Consider the following 18,107-nt stretch of genomic DNA (forward strand, 5'->3'; position numbering starts at 1 on the left):
GCTCAAGAAATATACTATTCCTGCAAGCTATGTCAATCGGAAAATGGGGCGCCGGGGATAGAGACCTTGTCGAACGCGCGTTCAGTCGTGACGCGTTGCCTGCTGACCGAATCTTCCACTTCGAGGACAAGATTGTAGCTGCCGTCTCTCAGTGCGGAGATGTCTATTGACAGCCGCTCCGCGCTCGAAGATCGCTCCACCTCTCTGTCGAAGCTACTCACAATGTAGTGCTCTCCGGATCCGAATAGGGAAACAAGAAACCCCCACAGTGAGGCGTTCCTTCTGCTGGATGGTAGTATGGAGTATTTCGTGGTGAAGCGGTATCGCCCATCCCGCCCCTGGGCAAGATTATACACTTCGTAGTAGAGCCTGAGCGGCGCCGGCGAGACGTAAGTTCCGGAGGGATTGGGGAGCACGTCCTTGTCCTTGCCGATACCGGTCTCGACGCGCCTCTCTGGAAGCAGGTAGGCCAGCTCTATGTCGCTGACGCCGAGATCGTGTGACGAGAAAGACGGCACGACGACCTTCTCTTTTGTGAGCCCGAGCGTTCCGGACACGGAGTCCTTCACTGCGACGGCCACGGTGTATTCGCCCGGTGCAAGCTTGAAGTCAAGCTCGCGGATGAGCACCGCCGCCGCACCGCGCTCCGCGTACGTGCGCGCACCCTCCAGAGTCGTGCCGACGCGGGCAAGTTCCTTCCACAGGCTATCGAAGACTACCGCGTCAAACGACACCAGTCTCCAGTTTCCTTTTGTGACATTCTCGAGCGGAATTCCGACGTAAAGCTCTTCCCGGACACACGAGTCTCCGAGGAAGCCGGCGCTGGCAAAGAGATTCTGAAAGACGTGCGCGTGGTAGTTGTGGTCGTAGTAGCTGGGGCTATAATAGGCCCTCGCGTCAATGGCGGAAGGAACAGGCACGGCGGGAAACTCAAAATACTGGAACTCGCCGCTCAGAGCGTAATCCACGAAGGCCACCGCAAACGGACCGTTGTCATCAAAGTAATACCATATCAATGTCGGCAGAGACGCGCCCGCTCCCGTTCCACTCGACGTGAAGGTGTATTCTCTGCTCTTCGGAAAGCCGTACCTTATGAGCGCCTCGCCGGGCCCGGTCTGCCAGCCCGGAGTACCTGTTTTCTCTATCGTGAACAGGGCCTTGCTGAGTCCCACGCGTCGCCAGTGCTCGAGAACTCGTTCGTTCAGTTCGGTGGTCGGGGTCGGGTCCAACCCCTTCCAGAAAGTGCGAACGAACTGCTCTTTCTGCGTTCGAGTGAAGTGCTTAAGCTTGATTCTCTGCTTGGGAGTTATGAGCAGACTGATATCATCGAAAGTCTCTTTGGTCGGACTATCACAAACCGAAAAGAACTTCTTCCAATCTTCGATCGATCTCTCGTATTCACCCTTTTCGTGGTGTGCGATGGCGCTGAGCATGATTGCGTCCGGATCAGTCGGAAAACCCCTGAGCAGCCGCTCCAGAACAAACTGCATACTGTCGGGTCTTTCTCTCTCCAGATATGCAAGAACGAGATGAGAGAGCGCCTCTTTGTTGGTGGTGTCCGTCTGCGCTGAACTCGTGAACTCGGCGATCATGCGAGAGAGATCTCTTTGGTTGCGGTACCTCTTCCAGTCCCTTTGTACGATGAGGCCCAGCATGTAATGAGATTGACCATCTTCGTCGTCTGACTTGATCAGGGTTTCGTATTGAGATTTGGAGTGACTGAAGAACCCCTGCTCGAAATAGAGGGAAGCGAGTTCATGCCTGATGTCTCGTCGCTCCGGATAGTTCGAGACAAGTTTCACCAGTATCTGCGAAGCCTGCCTGCGGCCTTCGATGGTCTCCGTTGCCCGTGCGGCCCTCGCGTACAGGAGCGATCCTTCGATCCACACCGGAAAATGAATCAGCACGGGCTTTAGTTCCGTGAGCGCCGACTCGTACTTCTTCTCTTGATAGAACCTCGACGCTCTTTGGTAGCGTGCCATGTAGTCGTGGCCCGGCGCGGTTGATGCACAACCGGAGATCGATAGGCAAACCGGAGCCAGCAGGGAAAGGGAAACGAGCAGACGAAGGAGGCGCCCCGGGGTAAGATTCGCAAGACGCGGAATCCGGCGCGTGCCGAGGCGGGCGTCGCTGCCGGGAGCTGATTCGTTTCTCATCTCTTCTTACCAAACTCCACAAGACAGGCGAACCACGCATCCACGGGCTTGTCGTCAAGAAGTGCGGGCATAAACCTGAACTTCATCACTGCCTCGGTTGCGGCGGCGCGGCAGGCCTGATCTTCCAGTCCCGAGACTATTTCGGCTCTGTCCACGGTACCGTCGGCACAAACGTGAACTCTCACAGTGACCGTGCCCCTTATCCCCCTTCTCTGCGCGGCAGGCGGGTAACTGGGCCACGTCATTACTATGGGCGTGGGAGGACTGTACTTACCCGGCGTGGCTGTACCACCCTTGCCGCTGCCTCCTCCCCGACCCGTCCCACCACCACCGCCAAAACCCATTCCGCCGCTTCCCCCTGCGCCACGGCCCAAATCGGGTGTCAGCGCCGGCGTGGGCACGATGTTTTGGGTGATCTCCAGATCGGCATCGGGTTCCCCCTCGGGAGGAAGGTCAGGTTTTCCCTTGCCTTCGGACTTGTACTCACCACCGCCAAATGATCCGGGAGTGGCTTCATCTCCGCTCAACATCGGGGGCGGTCCCAGGTTCGACGGATCGAGATACACCACGCGAGTGGGCAACGGTTCCGCCAGGTTCGCGAGATAATCAGCGACGTAGTAAGCGCTGATCGCGACAACATGAACCACTATGGATATGGCCAATCCTATCATCGTGAATCTCGGGATGAGACGCCGCACGGCGAGAGCGCCCAGATGGCCATCGTCGGGCATCGCTTTCGTCAAGAGGGCGGGGGACAGACCGGCGACGCACACCACGCCCGGCCTCAAACGTGCAGCGGACTTCAAGTGGAAAACCCCCGTGTAGCGTCACAAAAACGCCCTGCCCCCGAGTGCGGGAACAGGGCCTGTGCGCACGTCTTCAACTACACCCTCGTTTTGCCACGTGTGCGCCTATCCAGGTTGTATCTTCGGATCTTGTTCTTGAGCCCCTTCCTGCTCAAGCCGAGGTAGAGAGCGGTCTTGCTTTTGTTCCAGGAGAATCTATCGAGGGCGCTGACTATCGTTCTCTTCTCAAAGCCCTCCACCGCGTCCTTCAATTCGGCGTCGCCGCTCGCGGAAGGAGCCTCACTACCGACCATAAGATCGGACGGCAAGAGCTCCGGGGTAATCGACTCCCCTTCGTCAGCGAGAATCACTGCACGCTTTATCACTTTCTCAAGCTCTCGTACGTTGCCCGGCCAGTCATAGTCCATGAGCCGTATCATTGCGGCCTTGGATATGCCCTTTATTTCCCTTTTCATCTCCCGGCTGAAGACGTCGAGGAAATGATCGCACAGAAGCGTAATGTCTTCCCTTCTCTCCCGAAGCGGCGGAATCGATATGCAAATATCATTGAGGCGATAGTAGAGGTCTTCAAGAAATTTCCCTTCCCTCACGTCTCGCCTCAGGTCAATGCTCGTCGTGGCGCAGATTATCTTTACGTCAAGGGGCATGTAGCTTGTCGAACCAACCGGTCGTATTTCTCCGGAATCGAGCAAATGCAGCAGCCGACGTTGGAGCGAGAGCCCCGCTCTCCTGACTTCGTCGAGGAAAATGGTCCCGCCGTTCGCTTCCTGGAGAAGTCCCTTTCTGTCCTTGTCGGCTCCGGTAAAAGCGCCTCTCAAGTAGCCGAAAAGCTCGCTTTCCAGGAGGCTATCAGGTAGCGCGGCGCAGTCAACCGTTACAAATGGCTGATCGCGGCGCCCGCTACTGCGGTGGATTGCTCTGGCGACAAGCTTCTTTCCGGTTCCAGTCTCCCCTTGCAGGAGAACCGTCGAGAGGTTGTCTGTAACTTTTCCGATGAGCCTCACTATCTCGAGCATTTCGCTGTTTTGCGTGATGATGTCCGGGAACACGATGCGTTCTTCGAGCTTCTTTCTGAGCTTCAGATTCTCGTCGGCCTTGTCCTTCAACTTCATCTCAACCACAAGTCCACCCAGCTTTATGGAAAGGCCCACGCACGTGTTGAGGTCGGTCTGCAGAAATGCGCCGCTCGAGTTGCCCTTGACTCTGTCGACGTAGAGCACCGCCCTGTTGCCTTCCATCCACCTGAAAGGAACGGCAACGAGGCAGGATACCTGTCTGCCGATGTCCACTTCGGAGTCGATTCCGATCGAGGAAGGCAAGTGAAGCGATATGAATGGTTCGTGGCGGTCGAGTATTCCCTCACCGGAGGAAAGTATCGAAATTATCTTGGAGGCAACGGCAAGGGGAATCCTTCGCGCACAGACAAGCTCGTACGAAGCCTTCTCTCCGCTCGGCGCGGCTATCAACGCACCGTCCGCTCCGACGGCCTGCGAGATGACTCCAAGCATTTCGCAAACCTTCTGGTCGAAATCAAGCGACAGCTCGGCTGTTTCCTCGAGTTTTTCACTCAACTGGAATTGGCTGAGCTGAGACATCGAGGTCTTTACAAGCCGCTCCTCGATCTCCTTCTGAAGAGTCTTGGCGGCGGCGAGCGCTTCTTCTTCGTTGTCGCGGGAGAAGATGTCACGGGCGCGAGAGAGATAACCCTGTGCGGTATCAATCATGCCGCGTGTCAGATCAACCCTGGCGAACTCCAGATAGCACATGCCTACCCAGTAATCTACTCCAACCGAAAGGAAAAGATCTCTTGCCGTCTCAAGAAGCGAAACTGCCCTGGTAACGTCCGAGCCCCCTCCCGAAGAGAGCAGGAAGCGGGCGTTCCCAAGAAGCAGCCGCCCGAGGTTGAACCTCTCTCCGATGTCTCTGAGCTGCTCAATACCGGCGCCAAGAGCGGAGGCGGCTTCCTCGTTAGCCTGAAGGGTCAGATTGGCAAGCGCAGCCACTCTCCACGAAAGGGCCTCCTCGAACCTGTCACCGACGTTTCGCGCTATTTGTCTTGCATTCTTTATGAGCGAGAGCGCCTTCTCGGCTTCTCCTTTCGCCAAGAAAAGTTCGGCCCTCAGGCGCAGTAGTTCACAGCCGAGGTCCTCGCCGGCCTCGCACCGATTCGACATGCTCCACGCGTTCTCATAGTGCTGCTCGGCAGAGACAAGGTCGCCCTGATCAAAAGCGAGCTCGCCGGCGGACTTCTCAAACAGCACTCCCTCTCTGGCGAAAGTGTGCTCTGCAAGAATCTGGCGAGCCTGCTCGAAATCATTGCGTGCAAGAGCCCACTTGCGCGTCAATCTATGAACGTTTCCAAGACCTATGAGTGCACGAAGCACTCTCAATGGATCGTTTACTTCGCGGCCGATGTGCAGACACTGCTCGAAGTCCTCGGTGGCGAGCTTCCAGTTGCCCATCTTCGCGTGAATGACGCCGAGGTTCTGAAGCTGCTGAGCCCTGCCATGATATTCACCCTCAACGGCCTGCAGGTTGAGAGCTACTTGCAGGTACTCGAGCGCGCGAGGCCAATCGCAGGAGTTCTTGAAAACCAGCCCGAGGTTGTTGTAGGCAAGAGCCAGGTTCCTGATGTCACCGGCTTTCTTGAAGTAATCGAGGGACTTTATGAAGCAACGTTTGCCGTTCTCGGTTTTCCCCATCCTCAGCCAAACATTGCCAAGGAGGTTCTCAACGAATCCCTTTTCCTTGTTCTCGGACGAATCTGCAAGCAGCTCTCTTGCGCTCTCGGCGCACGCAAGACCGGTGTCGAGACGGCCCCGCACGACAGCAAGCTTGCCTTTTTCCACAAGGATGCGGGCCCGTTCAACCGAGCCGCAAGATTCCTTGGCAATCTCTTCGGCCTGCGCAAGATAGTGCTCGGCCTCATCGTTTCGGCCTAGCTTACCAAGACAGTAGCACACCTTTCTGAGAACAGAGGCCCTCTCGTCGAGCAGAGCTTCCGAAGGCAGAAGCTCCAAAGCCCGCAAGAAGTACTCTACCGCAGACTCATAGCTCGCCGCGCCGACGCAGACGTCTCCGAGGCGCGCCAGTTCCTGCGCTCCGTACTTGGTCCTATCGACACGATTTTCCGAGGGCTTCCTCTGATCTCCCTGTACGCCGCCGAGATCGCCTCTCATCATTCGTACTCCCCGCGAACGTTGCTAGAAGCTCAATGCAGCTATCTTGCCAAAATCCAGACAAGCAGCAGCGACCAGCGAGTGCCGTTCAGGCCTAGACTCGCCTCTGGCGCTTCCGTGAAAGGCGTACTCTGTTCTGTGCTCGTCAACTCCCCGCTTATGACGACGCATGCCTCGTTCCCAAATCCGAAACCTCCAGGCAGCTCCTCACCGATTCCTCGTGCAGTGTTGACGGCAATGTCGTCGGGATCCGCGGCTGGCGGAGGAGGTAGACCCTTGTCAGCTCTACCGCCACCGGGTGAAGTCCACCTGGACTCAGCGGGAGGAACACAGAACGGAAGAACCAGAGTAAGGAAGCACATCAAGCTGACCAGCAGCACACAGGTCCTGAGGTCAAATCGAGTCATGTCCTCATCCTCCTTACCTCTTTCCTTCCAACCCCTCTGCCGCTAAGAAGCAATCGACAGGATATTCTGTCGGGGGTATCCGCGACACACTTAAACCCCTTCGTCTTATCGAGCATCAAGTGTGCCATCACGACTAGTCGCCATCTCTGTAATTGTCGTTATTTCAATGCGTTATAAACGCAAAATCTGCACCCGACACCACGAGAAGCCTCAATCCCACCCCTTCAAGGCAACAGGGTTCCATCGAACCAGAGGGCGTTTCCAACTTGTTTGTCGCAAAGCAATTCAGCTGGATACTAAGTAACCGCCTTGGGCCGCCTGGTAACCATCCGTGCCCTGCTTCCGAGACACGCTCTCCATCACTACAATATCTCCGATTCGGTTTGGTGTCAAGGCGTTTCTGCGTTGCCTGAGCCCCCGTGCCTGGTGAGGAGACCGGTGCCGCCGGTGTCGGTATCAGAGGTAATCGGCCCACCTACATCAATTCATTTGAAGCAGGGCGGCTCGCCGTGTTATAATTATGTGTAAGAGTGCCGCAGGCAGTATCGCAATTGTAGAGCGCTGCGGGTAGTGCACCTTTTTGTCAACATAGTGATACAACCGGGCTTATTGGAGGGTGCCTCGCGGCGAGGGCGATGAAGAAGAATTTAACTTTCCGGACTCTACTGGAAGATGTCATCCCGGTCGACAGGCTCACCATGGCCGAGCGGGGTGAAATTGCGCGCGCGCTGGCCCGCGACGACAAGTCAGAGCTTGAGGACCTTGCGCTCAGGGCGATTGACAGACTTCAGCAACTGGGTTTTCTCAAGTACCTGGGTGAATCGCGTGAGGCACAAGAGAAAGTCATCCGTTACAGAAACCTCCTCACTTCCGAATGCATAGCGATCAGAGTCCTCTCGACGACAATGGCGGACGGGGTGCTCAAGCTGAAACTGCCGCTCCCCGGGGCCAGAATCAGGGCGACGTTCGAGCAAGTGAGAGGGATTTTGTCGCTGGACGACAAGATCCTTACTGAAAAGGATAGGCTGCTTACTGGGACAAATGACATACTCGCCTTCGTTCTGGACTCTGCAAGAGAACTGACGGGTTGTGACCACACCACGTTCAGTCTTTCAAAGTCATCCAAGGAGAGGCTCAGGTATCTGGAGCCGATTGCACAGGAGCTTCAGACGGCGCACGAATACGTTGAGGAATGGGTCATCGACAAGGGTTTCATGCTCTACGCGGCGGACGTGTCCAGGACCCGTGAGATGGCGCAGATAGTGCCTCCTCAATGCCAATCTGCGGCGATAGTGCGAGTGGGCGGCAATGGGCATCCTCTCTGCGGAGCGCTTCAGGTTTGCAGCACGAGGAAGGATTTTTTCAACGAGCAGAAGTTGATGCTCTTGAGTCTGCTGGCCGACAACTGCACTTCTCTTCTGACAAAAACCGAACGGCTCGGGAAGCTCGTGTTTGTCGATTCCCTGACGCAAGTCTACAACCGTTCCTACTTTGACGTGCAGCTCAGTAACGAGATCGCCCGAGCCATGAGAGAAAAGAAGTCGATGGCGCTCTGCATCATGGACATAGACGGCTTCAAGAGTTTTAATTCTCGCTTTGGATACGAAGGCGGCAATGAGGTCCTGCGCCAGGTGGCCATGATGCTCAAGACGGGCATCAGGCCTTTCGACTCGGCGGCGAGATGGGGAGGCGAAGAGTTTGCGGTGCTCTTGACGGCACCTGTCTCCGAGACTCAGGCGCGGGCCATTTGCGAGCGCTTGAGAACGGCGATAGAAAACGCGCAACTGCGAACGACCGATCTTTCCGGCAGTGTCGTCAATGCGACGGTGACCGTCAGCATAGGGGGGGCGCTTTATCCTGAAGACGCCCCCAACGCAAAAGAGCTCTGGAGGAAGGCGAACGAATCGCTACTCGAAGCAAAACGCCCTCCGAAGAACAAGACTCTATTCTGGGCCGAATTGGGACTGAACGACGATGGCCTTCCCGAGGCGGAAAAGTAGTCAAGGCCTGGTCGCGAAGCTTTCGGCGGGAGCGGCTTACCTGTGGCTACCGGTCACCAAGTGTTATCTCGAGGATCTTGTCGCCTCTTTCAATGCGGTCCACTACGTCCATGCCGCTTACCACTTCACCGAATATGGTGTATCTTCCATCAAGGTGAGGCTGGGGCGAATGCGTAATGAAGAATTGACTACCGCCGGTGTCCTTGCCGGCCAGGGCCATCCCGACAATACCCGTGAGATAGTGTTTCCCATTGATTTCGCACCTGATCGTGTATCCCGGCCACCCCCAACCGTCTCCTCTCGGACAACCGCTCTGAATCACGAAATTGGGAACTACGCGATGGAAAGTGAGTCCGTTGTAAAAACCTTGCTCCGCGAGCTTCACGAAATTCTGGACCGTATTTGGCGCGTCCTCACCGAAAAGTCTAATCACAATATTACCGTTTTCTGTTCTGATTACCGCCCGCCCGGTGTAGGACCGAGTCGAGACCCTGTAGCCCTGCGGTATTTCTGTGGGCGCGGGAAACGCCAGAAGGCTCAAAGCACGAAGACTGTCGGCGGGCGAAGCACCCCAGAGCTCCTTGAGCGCGCCGTAGGCTGCGTCCCTCACCCTGTAGTCGTCGTCAAACAATGACTCCCGGTATATCGAGAACGCCGCAACAGCTCCGAGTTTCTTGAGAGTCTCGATTGCAGCAAGCCTCACGTCGGGCTCGGGACAGTCCTTCCACTTCTCGTAGACTTCCCTCACTGCCCCCACGGCCCTTGGGTCCCCGAGTTCCGCCCAGGCTTCACACACACTGGCTACGACAACCATGTCTGTGTCGGCGGCGGCGCTTCTGAGAAAACCGAGGTCCGTCTCACCCTTTACCTTTCCCATACCGGCTATGCACGAGGCCCTGACGCGCCGGTCTGTCTCACGTGTGTAAACGCCGCGAAGCATGCCCGCGGAGCCCGAAATCCCCGCCTCGCCCAGAGCCTCATACGCAGAGGCCCTGACAAACCATACCGTGTCCTGGAAGATCGATTCTGTGAATCTCAATGCGGAAACCTTCCCGCAGAGAAGAATGGCCCTCGCGGCCTCCGCTCTCACGGAGGGGGAAGGGTCGGCTAAGAGGGCCGACAGGAAATCGGTGGCCGTCTCCGAGCCGATCATACCTAGAGAAGCGCACGCAGAAGCCCTCACGTGAAAAGATTCGTCTCCCAGTGCCGACACGAGTGAGGAGACGCTCTCCTGCTTCTTGAAAGAACCAAGGCTTTTCGCCGCGTTGACCCTGACGTGCCAATCTTTGTCGCTAAGAAGCGTTTTCAAGATGGGCACCGAGTCATCGTCACCGGTCTTTCCCAGCGCTCTGGCAGCGAAGCTCCTCACGAGCCAGCTCTTGTCACCTGCGAGCCTAGAAAGAACCTTGACAGATTTACCATGCGGTATGTTTTCCAGAGCATAGGCAACGCGCCACCGTAGCTCCTCATCCCTGGAGTCGGCAGCCTTCCAGAGAGCCGTTAGTGCCGTGCTGTCACGAAAGAAGGCCAAAGATAACGCCGCTTGCCGGGCCAGCAGCACGTTGCTTGCTCCGAGAAGCCGCGAAAGCGGGCGCACCGCCCCGCGGCTCTTCGTTTTGCCGAGGGCCTCAATGGCAGCGAGTTTCACGTCCGGCGAAGAGTCGGAGAGAAGCTTGACAAGGGTTTTCGAAACAGAATCGACGCCGGAGTAGGCGAGAAAGGCAGGAGATGAGCCGATTTGTCCAAGGGCAAACGCGGCGAAGACGCGCACTTCCGGGGAGACGTCCCCGGCAGAACGCAAGACGTCGCCGATCGAACTCGTGTCCTGGATTCTGCCCAGGGCAAGAGCAGCTCTCGACCGAACAACAGGATCTTCATCGCCGAGAAAGCTGGCAACGACCGAGCTTGCGGCGCGGAGATCCTCAAGCGAAGCGATCTCTTCCAGCTTCTCGGGAGCAGTGAGAGCGAAGAGGAGGCACGGGTCCAAGACAAGGAGGGAACCGAGAAGAGCGAAGGCACCGATCCAGAATCGATGTTGACGTATCATCTCTCACTCCACCTTTACGACTTTGCCCAAGAAGGAATCTCTCTTTCCCTGGACGTCCGTGACCGTAAGTCTGTACAGATACAGGCCATTCGCTATGCGGTTTCCTTCGGCGTCTCGGCCGTCCCAGATAACGCTGTTGTAGCCAACCCTGGCGTCTCCTTGCAAATCTAGGATCTTCCGACCCGAGACCGTGAAGATCTCTATCGAAACCTTCTGTAGTACCCCGGTGAGCTCATAGTTGAACGAAGTGACTTCCGCAAAGGGACTCGGGTAGCAGAACACGTTCATCAAGTTGAATTCCGCGGTCACGTTCACTGTTACCCGACGCTCGATCCCGCCCACCTTCACAGTCAGAGTGTCCCCTCCCTCAGGCAGGAAAAGCTCGGCTTCAAGCCGCCAGGTTCTTCCAACCCCGTCAATCTGCTGCTTGCTCGTGACCACGGCCGCACTGTTGACGAAGAACTCCATCTCGTCCTGAGACAGAACAATCGGGCTTGAGACCAGAGCGCTGGCTGCGATGTTCGATGGAACCCAGTCTCCCTCGCGTATGGTCCTCCCGCCGACGCTGAAAGTCGTCGTCAATTCCACCTTGAGGACAAACTCGGTCTCGCGGCCGTTGACGTCCGTGGCGTGAAGCGTGATGTCGTAGGTGGCAGGACGCAGGACAGTGGGCCAGTAGAGATAAAATTTCCTGCTGGCGCCGGCGATTGTGTCGGCAAGCGCCGTGACCGCGTACTCGCTGCGCGGAATGATTCCCCTCCCCTCCGTTCCTGATTCCTCAATCCATACCGAAGTTTCATCTACCGCGACTTCATCACTTACGTAGGCGCCGATACGGGCCGAATCGTCGGACGATTCGACATATACGCTCGATCCATCGACAAGCAGAGAATCATTCAGGCTGACGACGAACTGAGGCGGTAACGCGTCCATGCGCAGGCCGGGATCCCCCAGCAGTGCGTATGTTCTCACAGACTGTTTGTTCAGATAGTCGCCCGACAGAAATCTTATCTTCCCCGACGTTATTATCTCTCCAAGTATCCACCGTGCGCCCCTCTTTCCTCTCAAGTCAGCGGTAGGTGGAGAGCCAAAGAACGCATCAAACAGGACGACGTTCATGTCTGCCCGGATATTTGAGGGCAGATTTTCATATGCATCGCTCGAGAAAGTTGCAATCGCTCCTCTGGTTGGAAGAAGCAAGAGCTTCTCGGCAAGACAGTCACCTTGGCTTTTCTCTGTCTCACGATCGAAATCTCCGATGTGACAGGAAAACGCCGTGAAGACCCACGGCTTGTTGTAGTTGAGTACCGAGGGGACGTCATCGTCGTACACCCAGGAATAAAACAGTCTCTCGTGGGCCAACACGATCTGGCTCCCGTGGCCCTGATAGTTCACAAAAAGCCCACCCGTCGAAAGGCTTGACAAGAACTTTGGTTTCACTTCAGTCCTAACGTACTCTATCATGTCAGCCAGGGGAACGCTCTGCGGCTTGGGATAGGAAGGGACGGAATCCAGAAAGGTTCCCAGGTAGAAAGTATCCGCAGCGAAGCTGGGGGCGGCTGGGCTCGCGTTGACTATACGTCTTGCCTCATCCGATATAGACTTGAAGATGCGCTCACTGGTGCTTAAACGATCGTTCGCCATGTCGGCGCTGGAATACGAGTCATCCGCAACGAACAAACCTCTGCCTCGGAAATCCTCCGTGGTCGAGAAAGCCTCATAATTGATTATCTTCTGCACCAGGGCTGTGGCTTCCTCGCTGCTGCCGACTGTCAAGCGACCGACGTACATGTCAGGATAGTCGTCCTCCACCCCGTCCAGCGCTGTCACGAACCACTGTTCGTTTCCCACCAGTTCCTTTCCCGACGGGCCGGCTACGGGGCTGAACATGAGATAGGTAGGTACGAAGTCGGTGTCGCTTCGCGAAGCCACACCTTTGTAGTCTTCACTCGCGTCTCCGACCAGAAGAAGAAACAGGGGTGTTCCCCAGGAGCTGAACGCATATCTCATGTAGCGACGGATGGCTATTGGGGAGCGTCTCCCGCCGTTGAATTCATCGAAGACGTCGGTCAACTTCGCAAGTTCGACGTTGTGACCTTGCGATTCTCTGTGCGAGGCAAGAGGTGCCGTGAGAGGAGCAAAAGCGTCGTAGGCCACGATGAAGTAGTCTTTAGAGGCTCCCGAAGTCGCGAGGGAAGAAGGAGTGTCCGGCGCAATACTCGGCACATTGGGAAGGGCCCCCGTCGTTATCGCCGCGTATCGCTTGGGATAAACGCCTATCGAATCCCTGAACACGAGACTATACCCCGAAGCTTCAGAGGTTATCTGCGAGTCGTGGACGGTCAGAAGCACTGGATTAAGGGAATCAGTAACGTCATACAGCAGTATCCCCGGGGAAGGGAAACCGGTCAGGGTGAACTCGAGTTCGCCGGACAGAGTGCCACTGTTAAAGACAAGTACGCCGCCGGAAGCCGCAAACGTCTTGTAGTAGCTCACTTCAAACCAATCGAAGTAAGCACCGCTCCCAGTTACTTTCACACCGGAATCCAGCCTCTCACCGATGTAACGGAAAGTGTTATTCCCGCTCGCGAGCATGGTGTCCGGGATACTGAATCCCGTGTCCAACGTTGCTTCGGCCTTGAATAGAGCGGTAGAAGGACCGAATTGCGCTTCGTTGAAAAGCGTGTCCGCCTTACCCCTGCTGTTTTCCAGAATCATTGTGACGTAATGAAGGGACGGGATGAACCCCTGATACCTGGCTCTTATTCGCCAGGCCTTTGTCGTGTCGGGAGAATAAACAGAGAATGGAATTCTTATGTCGTGTGCGGTGGGCTGCTTCCAGAAATAGTAGTCCATGTTTTCTCTGGGAGGCACGTTCATGTAAAGTGAGTCTTTCTCGAATTGCTGGACGTGGAGAAAGGACGAGGGTTGCTGGGGGCTGCTTGACGAGCGCCAGGAATCCCTCTCGCTCACGAAGGACCCCGGCGAGTCCCCGACGGTCAGCCAGTAGACGTTGTCGTAAGAATAACGTGCCTCGAAGACATCGGTGGGAAAGCGATCACGAAAAGAGAGGCCGTAGAACACAAAATAGTCGTCGCCGTCGAAGTACCCATTCGAATCAGCGTCTACGATGTGGATCGGAACATTCACCTGCTTGAAAGGAGAAGGGTCGTCCTCCTCGTAGAACTTCTCAAATAGGCGCACCTGGTCAAGCGGATACGCAGTGGACAGGCCTTGTATGCTCGAATAGGAGACCTTGTACACGCTTGACGAGTCTATGGCGATCTTGTATTCCTGCACGGCCTGAGACACAGGAAAAACGGTCTCGCCCTGCCGCGACTGTGGCTTCATGCGCCAGGGCCTGGCATCTTCGTAGTTGAGAAGAAGTCCCTGATAGAGCCCCTCGGAATAGAGCTCGAAAGACGGAGCCGGCTCCAGATTGACCCTTCTTGGCTCAGAAGAAGACCCGAAGTCGACCCTGACGACAAGTCTCCTTGAGTAGACCAGCAGACCGGAGGCTGGATAGTACTGAAAAGGAAAGAGACGCACAGGAACCACTCTCTGATGCCTCAAAGTCGCCGGTTCCCCAAGTCTTGCAACTTCGGACGGGAATGGAGCAGTACCATGGTAGAAACTCTCGTCAATCGCAAACTCACGCACCGGGGTCGGAAACTCTCCGCCGCGTATGAAAGCCCTCGAGACCGGGACGGGAACGACACCCGACCTCGTGGCAGTCTCGTTCGTCAGAACGTTCAGGCGCGGGGTGCTCGCGAAAGGTATTGCAATGAGACAGGAAGTAAATGGAAGCTGAGGAAGACCCTCGTCTTCCGTGGTGAGAAAGTCGGCGAGTTCGACCAAATGGAAGGTGCGCCCGTCCAGGGTTATGGAGGTTACCTCGAAAGTGTCAACCACGACCTCAAGAGTGACTCCAGATTCGTCGCTCTTGAGAATCTGGATACCGGCCGCCAACTTGGCAAAGGCGGAGCCTTCCGGGAAGGCTGCTCCGAGCACGAACAAGCCGAGTGTGACGACGAGTCTCAAATGGGTTTTCAAGGTTCAGTAGCTCCTGTTGCGTCAAAAAAGCTGCACTGGCGAACAAGAAGAACAAAAGGGAGTCCGATTAAGCTTACCCTTGTCCTCTCGCTGAAGTTCCTAGTATAGACAACCGGCGCTACGAGGGTCAACTTGAAAGCGTTCTTTGAGGCACGGCTCTCTCTTGCGGTGAGGAAGGGTTGCCACGAAAAGAAGCGTGGATGTCAAGTGTCGCCGGCCTCCCCTTTCGAGAAAACAACGTGGGCACCGGGGACACACGAGCGCCGTCCCGTCGGCGCAGGCAATATGCCGCGGAACGTAGTGAGGCAACTATTGAGGAAGCTGTAGTGCCTCGAGTGCTTCCTCATTCACTACTATCTTCGTCTTCGCCCTGAGTCCTTCAATTAGCCGCACAAGCGCATCATCGGCCTTGGCTAATCTCAGTTTTTGTACTATGGTCGGAGCACTTTCCTCGACCGTGAGAAGTCTAGGCCCCTGTCTTTCCAGTAGCTTGCCCAGATACCAGAGGCCGTCATTGGAAACCGGACCCGCGATCGCTCCGATTGGCTTGTCCCAAAGCGCGTCATAGAGCGCAAGGTTTCCTCCCCTGTCAATGAGCTCAGTGGTATCACAAGCAGCTTCCTGTGCCGAGTAGACGGACAAATCTATCGCCACGAATTCGAAGTCCTCGCCCTCAGCGAGCCTTCTTGCAGCCTTGTCTCCTACGTCTTCGGATTCAAAGCACATCGTTGCCAGTCTTATCAGGTTCGGGGTCACGTAGTAATCCTTCTTTTCATCGTAGTACTTCCTGACTTCCTCGTCTGTAACACTGCAAGTGTCCCGCAGTTGCATGAACATCCGGCTAAAAATGATTTCTTCCCTCTTGTTGGCTATTCTCTCCTTGAACCATGGATGCCCACGCAGCTCTCGCTTGTTGAATTCGTGTTCGAAAATGAGTTCTCGACCGAACTGTTTTGCAGCAAGATTGATCTCGTCGGAGTTACCTCCGGTCGGCCTAGCGAAGCCCGGCATGTTCTCAATGTACTCCACAAACTCGCCTATCGTGAGCTTGGCACCGACAATGGAGGCGACAGGAATCCGTCCTTCTTCGTCGGTGAAAAGCTGGTGCCATACCACGCCGGATTGCGTTTCGGCGTCACCTGTGTCCATCCGCCGCACTCCACTCCTCTCCACCACCAGGGCAACCGCCTTCTCATCAACTTTGAGCTCGTAAGCGTTCTGGAGGCTGTCCACGAATTGATTGGCGATCTCCATCAGTTTGTTTGCCGGCACTTGTGATGAGGGCGTTCTGACCTCAGGGATTGCATCGAGATAGAGCGCTTGAATATACTGGCCTCTCGCGTACTCTGCAATCAGATCGTCCCAGGCAGAGAGAGTGTCCCACCCCAGGGCGTGAAAGTACTGACTCAAGAGGCGCTTGGCAATGAGCCTGTCAAGAAACTCTCTTTTGCCTTCGGGAGTTTTCGCAGGAGCGTCCTTGGCTGGCCCGACGCGCGCGAGGACAACAAGATATTCATCGGAAGCAATTGAGTAATCTCCCACTCTTGCAAGCTCAACTGCCTGAGAAGCCGAAAAAACGAAGGCAAGGAGCAACAGAGTACAAGTCGTCACCAGACAGGCTTTTGATTTCATCAGAGAACCCACCTTATCAACGTCGACGAGAAGCTCACGAGTTCCGCTAAGTCAGCTCGGGCCCAGCAAAGGCGACGGCAAGACGCTAGCGGCAGCCTTCAATCTCCTACCGCTTGAAACAAGCGAGCGTGAGCCGCACGCTCCGTTCGGATTCGACAATCCGAACACTACAACTATAGCAGAGGCGGCTCAAGAGGGACACAAAAAAAGAGTGGAAGCCACGGCCGTGGCTTCCACTCCAGAGACTTTCTGCAACAGATTACCTGTAGAGTCCCTTTATCTTGCCCCAAGTAGTGTTCTCAACGCTTGTCGGCTCATTGCCCGCACACGTCAACTCAGTGCCACCGTACCTGGCGCCACCGCCAACGGTCGTGCCCTCGTCATACGTGCTGGAACAGTTGATAACCCACGGGCCGCCCTCGGGTGTGTCCAAACTCTTAACGATTGTAAGGTCAGCCACTTGCGTGTCATCAATGTTACGATAGTACAGATATCCGATGTGATCCATCCAGTCGTGGCACAGTTCCGACGAAGAGGCCAAGCAAGCCAGCGGCTCACCAGCCAGCGATGGGCCCTTCCCGAAGCCGTTGCAAGCATTCCAGTTCATGAATGTGAGTGCAATGTCGCTGACTTCGTTAATTCCGAAAGGAAGCCCGAGGAAACCACCAAAGGCATCGCACTGACTAGTGCCAGGCTGGTTCGGGCAAATGTTCACGAGCCCGCCGATGTGAACGGCCACATAAATGTGGGAGAGCACGTCGGGTTCCCAGCACGCAAGGGTCCCAGAGAGCGGCCGGCCAGGGTGAGTGCAGATGTAGGCAGGGGTAGTCGGGAGCAGGGTCTGCTTCGCCGAAAAGCTCCAGATTTCAAGATAGAGCTTAGGATTCGGATTTCCTGCCAAGGCAATCGCGGGCAACAAGCAGATGCAAGCTGCACAGAATAGTACCAATAACTTCTTCATGTTGTTACTCCTTGAATCAAACAAAACCCCGATCAAGTAAGTGACTGAGGGCCGAAACATACCGACTTGTTTTCAACCGGGTGATCAACATCACCTCCTTGCATCGCACTGATTCTAGTCAAGAACTCCCTACGGATACGTGTGTCCATAATGGAGCTGGAACTTGGAATAGTCCAGAGCGTTAACCGTGCCATCCCGGTTGTAATCAGACCTGTATCCCGGCGGTACGGCCATGCTCTTCAGCCAGTCCAACTGGAAAACCGAGTAATCGAGAGGACCCACCGTACTCGCACCGTCCAGATCAGGGCTCACGCAATACATCGTCGCATCGTAAAACTCGTAATTGACACTCGCGTACGAACCGGTGACGGTCACCTGAGTGCTGAGCGCGGCGTTGGCGTCGTTGGCGTCCGTACCCGCGTAGAGCGTGAAGCTCGCGTAACCGTTGACATCCGTTGTCGCAACAAGCGCAGCCGTATTGAGAACGACAACGAGAGGATTAGCTATTGCAACAGTAACCACCACATTCTGCAAGGGCTGGTTGTTCTGATCGTTCACGTACACTTCAAGGCCGCTAGCGTCGCCATCAGGACACACCCAGAAGCAGGTTGAGCTTAGTGGGTTCACCCAAGACACCGTCGTATTGCCGGGGTCCGGTACGAAAGCAAAAGCTGGTGCCGCCACAGCTAGCACCAAGATCACAACGCACAAGAATCTAGTCATTGTCCGACCTCCTCATAGCGCACTGCATTATGCCGAAGCTAAGATCATAAGAAAGCAGTACCAAAGCAAGATAGCTACTCCGCCGCAACACACCTCCTTTCGACTTCACTCTGCATGATGTTCACTCGAACACAAGTTAGTAT

General features: G+C 55.7%; 10 protein-coding genes. 1 reads left to right on the forward strand and 9 read right to left on the reverse strand.

Annotation, left to right across the window (positions count from 1 at the left end; all coding sequences use genetic code 11):
- Positions 1 to 32: 32 nt before the first annotated feature.
- The 4 genes from NTX17_10070 to NTX17_10085 form a co-directional block, all read right to left on the reverse strand.
- Positions 33 to 2,156, reverse strand: coding sequence for a GWxTD domain-containing protein (locus tag NTX17_10070; protein MCX5801720.1), 2,124 nt, complete (start codon positions 2,154 to 2,156; stop codon positions 33 to 35).
- Positions 2,153 to 2,962: an energy transducer TonB gene (locus tag NTX17_10075; GenBank protein ID MCX5801721.1), complete on the reverse strand. Its 810-nt coding sequence runs from the start codon at positions 2,960 to 2,962 to the stop codon at positions 2,153 to 2,155. Before NTX17_10075 ends, NTX17_10070 begins: the two co-directional genes overlap by 4 nt.
- 77 nt (positions 2,963 to 3,039) lie before the next feature.
- Positions 3,040 to 6,144, reverse strand: coding sequence for a sigma 54-interacting transcriptional regulator (locus NTX17_10080; protein MCX5801722.1), 3,105 nt, complete (start codon positions 6,142 to 6,144; stop codon positions 3,040 to 3,042).
- 38 nt (positions 6,145 to 6,182) lie between these two features.
- The gene (locus NTX17_10085) at positions 6,183 to 6,548 is read right to left on the reverse strand and encodes a hypothetical protein (GenBank protein ID MCX5801723.1); all 366 of its coding nucleotides are present in this window, start codon (positions 6,546 to 6,548) and stop codon (positions 6,183 to 6,185) included.
- Between the two features lie 635 nt (positions 6,549 to 7,183).
- On the opposite strand from NTX17_10085, the gene NTX17_10090 reads away from it, so the two are divergent.
- The gene (locus NTX17_10090; protein MCX5801724.1) at positions 7,184 to 8,548 is read left to right on the forward strand and encodes a sensor domain-containing diguanylate cyclase; all 1,365 of its coding nucleotides are present in this window, start codon (positions 7,184 to 7,186) and stop codon (positions 8,546 to 8,548) included.
- Between the two features lie 46 nt (positions 8,549 to 8,594).
- On the opposite strand, the gene NTX17_10095 is transcribed toward NTX17_10090, so the two are convergent.
- The 5 genes from NTX17_10095 to NTX17_10115 all read right to left on the reverse strand — a co-directional run bounded on the left by NTX17_10095 (position 8,595) and on the right by NTX17_10115 (position 17,964).
- Positions 8,595 to 10,595, reverse strand: a complete 2,001-nt coding sequence (locus NTX17_10095; protein ID MCX5801725.1) for a HEAT repeat domain-containing protein — start codon at positions 10,593 to 10,595, stop codon at positions 8,595 to 8,597.
- A 3-nt stretch (positions 10,596 to 10,598) separates the two neighbouring features.
- On the reverse strand, positions 10,599 to 14,648 hold the full coding sequence (locus NTX17_10100; GenBank protein ID MCX5801726.1) for a C25 family cysteine peptidase: 4,050 nt from the start codon (positions 14,646 to 14,648) through the stop codon (positions 10,599 to 10,601).
- A gap of 309 nt (positions 14,649 to 14,957) precedes the next feature.
- Entirely contained in the window at positions 14,958 to 16,280 is a 1,323-nt protein-coding gene (locus tag NTX17_10105; GenBank protein ID MCX5801727.1) for a peptidyl-prolyl cis-trans isomerase, read from the reverse strand.
- A 259-nt stretch (positions 16,281 to 16,539) separates the two neighbouring features.
- Complete coding sequence (locus tag NTX17_10110; GenBank protein ID MCX5801728.1) at positions 16,540 to 17,241, reverse strand: hypothetical protein; 702 nt, start codon at positions 17,239 to 17,241, stop codon at positions 16,540 to 16,542.
- Between the two features lie 129 nt (positions 17,242 to 17,370).
- On the reverse strand, positions 17,371 to 17,964 hold the full coding sequence (locus NTX17_10115) for a hypothetical protein (protein ID MCX5801729.1): 594 nt from the start codon (positions 17,962 to 17,964) through the stop codon (positions 17,371 to 17,373).
- Positions 17,965 to 18,107 lie beyond the last annotated feature (143 nt).

Source organism: Candidatus Eisenbacteria bacterium (assembly GCA_026388185.1).
Lineage (GTDB): Bacteria > Eisenbacteria > RBG-16-71-46 > JAFGJU01 > JAFGJU01 > JAPLKG01.